Consider the following 641-nt stretch of genomic DNA (forward strand, 5'->3'; position numbering starts at 1 on the left):
TTGATGTTGGACGAGAACTGCGGCGCCTTGTCGTGGTAGTTCAGGGCGTACAGGCCCAGGTTCAGGCGCGTGTTGGTCGGTTGGTAGCGCAGCGACAGGCCCCACTGGCCACCATTCTTCGCATTAACTGTCGAAAGCCCATAGGCCTGATGGCCCGCTCCCAAGCCATCGGCGGTGGACCAATAGCCGCCCGTGGGGGGCATGAAGTTGGGATTCCAGGCCGCCTGAACATAGCCCTCAAAATTGAGTTCCGGCCCGATCCCCGTCGCCAGGCTGACCATGGGCGCGGGCAGCACGGCCTCTTTGAGCTGGGTGCCGGGCTGCGAGAGGCGGTTGATGTCGAGCGCGTTGGTGGCGTTGATGCCGCCGGGAATGAACAGGCTCTCGCCCCAGCTGATCACCTGGTTGCCCACGCGCAGCCGGGCCCGCTGCTCGCCCAGGTCAAACGATTTGCTCACCCACAGGTCCAGCACCCGGGTCTGCACCCGCAAGGCCTTGCGCGCCTCGTAGCTGAGGTTGTCGCTGGGCAGGTCGGCCGGGGCGTTGGCGCTGCGGTAGCCCGAGGTGTTGGTGGCGCTCACGTCCTTGAGCCAGGTGATGCGGCCCATGAAGGTCAGGTCTTCACTGGGCTTGAGCACCAG

At 65.2% G+C, this 641-nt stretch carries 1 protein-coding gene; it reads right to left on the reverse strand.

What is annotated here, in order from left to right; genetic code table 11:
* On the reverse strand, positions 1 to 641 hold a 641-nt coding region (locus AC07PT_RS30440), incomplete at both ends, for a DUF1302 domain-containing protein (RefSeq protein WP_494659192.1).

This window comes from Curvibacter sp. GW821-FHT09D12, assembly GCF_059416245.1.